This is a genomic window from Flavobacterium sp., from assembly GCF_044368625.1.
Classification (GTDB): Bacteria; Bacteroidota; Bacteroidia; order Flavobacteriales; family Flavobacteriaceae; genus Flavobacterium.
The window spans coordinates 1-3,126 of record NZ_JBIPPD010000383.1 but is presented as its reverse complement, the minus strand read 5'-3'; the positions used below and the strand labels follow the sequence as shown (position 1 = coordinate 3,126).

General features: G+C 36.7%; 9 protein-coding genes. 8 read left to right on the top strand and 1 reads right to left on the bottom strand.

Features of this window, described 5'->3' with window-relative positions:
• From ACIQ2X_RS17630 to ACIQ2X_RS17595, 8 genes are all read left to right on the top strand, one after another.
• A partial coding sequence (locus tag ACIQ2X_RS17630; RefSeq protein WP_396180357.1) for a terminase TerL endonuclease subunit occupies positions 1-651 on the top strand: 651 nt, incomplete at its 5' end.
• Positions 652-661: 10 nt separating this feature from the next.
• Positions 662-883, top strand: coding sequence for a hypothetical protein (locus ACIQ2X_RS17625; RefSeq protein WP_396180356.1), 222 nt, complete (start codon positions 662-664; stop codon positions 881-883).
• Between the two features lie 27 nt (positions 884-910).
• Positions 911-1,135 carry a hypothetical protein gene (locus ACIQ2X_RS17620; protein WP_396180355.1) on the top strand — a complete coding sequence of 75 codons (225 nt, stop codon included), beginning with the start codon at positions 911-913 and terminating at the stop codon, positions 1,133-1,135.
• A 5-nt stretch (positions 1,136-1,140) separates the two neighbouring features.
• Positions 1,141-1,293 carry a hypothetical protein gene (locus tag ACIQ2X_RS17615; protein ID WP_396180353.1) on the top strand — a complete coding sequence of 51 codons (153 nt, stop codon included), beginning with the start codon at positions 1,141-1,143 and terminating at the stop codon, positions 1,291-1,293.
• Positions 1,294-1,318: 25 nt separating this feature from the next.
• Complete coding sequence (locus tag ACIQ2X_RS17610; protein ID WP_396180352.1) at positions 1,319-1,471, top strand: hypothetical protein; 153 nt, start codon at positions 1,319-1,321, stop codon at positions 1,469-1,471.
• A gap of 109 nt (positions 1,472-1,580) precedes the next feature.
• Positions 1,581-1,820, top strand: coding sequence for a hypothetical protein (locus ACIQ2X_RS17605; RefSeq protein WP_396180351.1), 240 nt, complete (start codon positions 1,581-1,583; stop codon positions 1,818-1,820).
• Between the two features lie 190 nt (positions 1,821-2,010).
• Complete coding sequence (locus tag ACIQ2X_RS17600) at positions 2,011-2,346, top strand: hypothetical protein (protein ID WP_396180350.1); 336 nt, start codon at positions 2,011-2,013, stop codon at positions 2,344-2,346.
• A gap of 2 nt (positions 2,347-2,348) precedes the next feature.
• Positions 2,349-2,597: a hypothetical protein gene (locus ACIQ2X_RS17595; RefSeq protein ID WP_396180349.1), complete on the top strand. Its 249-nt coding sequence runs from the start codon at positions 2,349-2,351 to the stop codon at positions 2,595-2,597.
• A 76-nt stretch (positions 2,598-2,673) separates the two neighbouring features.
• Here ACIQ2X_RS17595 and ACIQ2X_RS17590 read toward each other — a convergent pair whose 3' ends face one another.
• Positions 2,674-2,988 carry a helix-turn-helix domain-containing protein gene (locus tag ACIQ2X_RS17590; protein WP_396180348.1) on the bottom strand — a complete coding sequence of 105 codons (315 nt, stop codon included), beginning with the start codon at positions 2,986-2,988 and terminating at the stop codon, positions 2,674-2,676.
• Between the last annotated feature and the right edge of the window lie 138 nt (positions 2,989-3,126).

The following is a 3,126-nucleotide window of genomic DNA, read 5'->3' as shown; positions in this document are numbered from 1 at the left end:
ACCGTTGAGCAGTTACGCGAAAGTTTAAAAGGCCGCACGTGTTTTGGTGGTTTAGATTTGGCGTTAGTGTCTGACCTTTCATCTATTGTATTGATTTTCCCGCCTGAAAAAGAGGGCGAACGAATTAAATTATTATCTTGGTCTTTTTGCCCCGAAGATACAGCGTACAAAAGAGCGGAATTAGATGCCGTTCCTTATATCGAATGGGCGGAAAGCGGCTATATGATGCTAACGCCTGGCAATGTAACAGACTTTAGTTTTATCAAAAAAAAGATACTTGAATTATCCGAAACATACGCCATTCACAGCATTGGATATGACCCTTACAAGTCCACGCAATTGGTCACGGATTTAATTGAAGAGGGCGTACAAATGGAATCGTTTGCCCAAAAGCCCGCTATAATGTCTCCCGCTGTAAATGAGTTTGAAAGGCTGGCTTTATCAAAATCATTTGAGCATGGCGACGACCCAATTTTAAAGTGGTGCATATCTAACGCACAGGTCGTTAAGTCTGCACAGGATAACGCCCGATTAGACAAAAGCGCAAGTTCCGAAAAGATCGACGCGGCGGTTGCGGCTGTTATGGCGGGCGGTCAATGGGCTGAACACCGCGACAATACGGGCAATGATATTTTATTCGCAATTTTATAATTAAGACAATATGAACAGAAACGAAAGGACGGAATTATTTATGTCGCTTTATTTAGAGAAAGTAAAAGAGACACCCGATATAATTCGATACGCTTGTTATTTGCGAGCCGAGGCCGATATGGTTTTAAAGACTGGCAGCCGTCAATATGAAAAATATGAGACGTTTAAGGCATCAATGTCGCGGCGTGAAAAAATAAAGCGGTTAAACAAGGTGAAGTTAACCAATAGTTAGTATCTTTGTGGGGTAAAAATAAAAACAATGGACAAAATGGTAAAAATTATTGAGCCCGAATATGATGAGTTTTTGGCCTTAATCATAAGGCTGATAGATAACGGCAATATTGACGAGGTGTTTAATGATAAAATATTGAACACCAAAACAAATTCGTATGAATTAAACGGTGATGGGATAAGCGTTGAAATGCTAAACGACATTAAGGCAAACCCGAATCATTATAGGCAATTTATTGGAGTTAAAAAATAAAAACAATGATAAAATTATTAAAAAGATTTGCCGATTGGTACAACAGAGACGACAGTGTTATGATGCCAACACCAAGCAATAAAATAGGATTTTGGGCAATTTTAAGTATTATTATTGCGGCCATGGTTAAGATTTATGCTGAAATAAATAACCTATAATAGCATGGAGCAAGAAACAATTGGCATGAAAAAGATAGATTTAAGCAATGAGGAACAAAACGCCGCATTAATCATTGTCGCGGAGGAAGTGGCGCGAACTTTTGGAGTTCCACCGCATTTGCTTATCGGAGAATCGCCAATAATAGCGCACTTTAGTACAAAAAAAAATGCAGGATAACGTGCATGAGATGCTATCGAAATATATAGCCAAAGAAACGGAGTTGATAAACCAGTACAGGACTAGAGACAAAATAAAGCCATTTACTAAATGCGATTAAATAAAAACAATGGCAACACTAAAAATAACAAAAGACTTAGTAAACTATATACCATCGGTATTGGATGCGATAAAAGCGCACTTTGATACTGTTTATATTTTTGCTGAAAAAAAAGATTTTACAGTATATCACGTAGAAAATAATACCAAAATTGGAGATTTTGAAATAGTAGTGGAGTTTGTAGATGTATGCGGCGCAGCAAAAGTGTCTAGGTACTACCCAATTTCAGAGGCGGCTCAAACTTTTTAAAATGAAACAGGAAAAGATTTTTAAATTTGTTGGCGATACACTTATGCGACCCGGTGAAGAAAGGCAATACAAGGCAGACAAAAAAATAAGAGCCAACAAGAAAAATAGACTACATAAAAAATACTTTACTCGAAAGGATAGAATTAACGCCTTTATACTAAAAAAGTATAGGGGTTAAAAAATAAAACACATGGACAATATGCAAATACCAAAGCCTTTTAAATCATGGCTTGATTTTTATAATTCCATAAAAAACACTAAAGAGTTTAATTCTCTTGGCTGTTACGGTGAAATTAAATACCAACAATATGACGATAATTTTGTGGTTACGGGCATAGTAACTATTTCAAAGCATGAATTAGACGCGTTGGTTTTAGGTGAATTATTGCCAATTGTTCCGCCTTACAGCGACGCAAAAGAAATGCTTTACGAGGTTTCGATATGCCAAAGCGAAAACACCAAGCAAAAATCAAAATTAGTAGATATGATTATTTCAATAATGGAAATACAAACACCAAATACTTAAACATGAAAAATACAACACTTATACTAATTGCGTTTTCGATTGTATCGCTTGCAATGTGCAAAAAAGTAGAAACGGGGCCAAACGCCAACAAAAGCGATATTGAGATTGGTAAAATAGTAACCAATGAAGGCCACCGCTTTCAAATATTAACAATAGATTCGTGCGAATATATCGCTTTGCAGGTTGGTGCAAACTTTGGCCTACTAACTCACAAAGGAAATTGCAATAACCCATTTCACCGTAAAGAATAGGAAGTGTAATAGAAATTGTTTTCATTTTTTTTGGAGAGCCATACGCGGTAACGTGTTATGGCTCTTTTATTTGTGTTCACGACCAATAAATTTTATCGCTTCTTAATGCCAAAACCTGATCCCGCTCAAACCGTACAGATTTACCGACATAATGGCGTTTTAATTTTCCAGCGCGAGCGGCATTGTCTATTGTGGACGGGCAAACAGACAAAAGGCGGGCGGCATCTTTTTTAGTAATATGGATAGACTTATCATGTGTACCGACAAAAACTTGTTTGTTCTCAATTTCTTCAATGATTAACTCCATTAGTTTTTTCGCCAAATATGCCCGCTCTACAGGTGTTAGTAATGCGCATTCTTTTAACATTGTGTAAATTTTTCCTTTGTCCATTTTCTTATAAAAGTTTTAATAATTAAGCCACAAAGATAAGCAACACCCACAATAATACAGCACGTTAACCCAACAGTTAACAAAAATATATCCTTTTGGCTTGCTTATTGCCTCATCTTTGTGCAAACATGGGCGTAG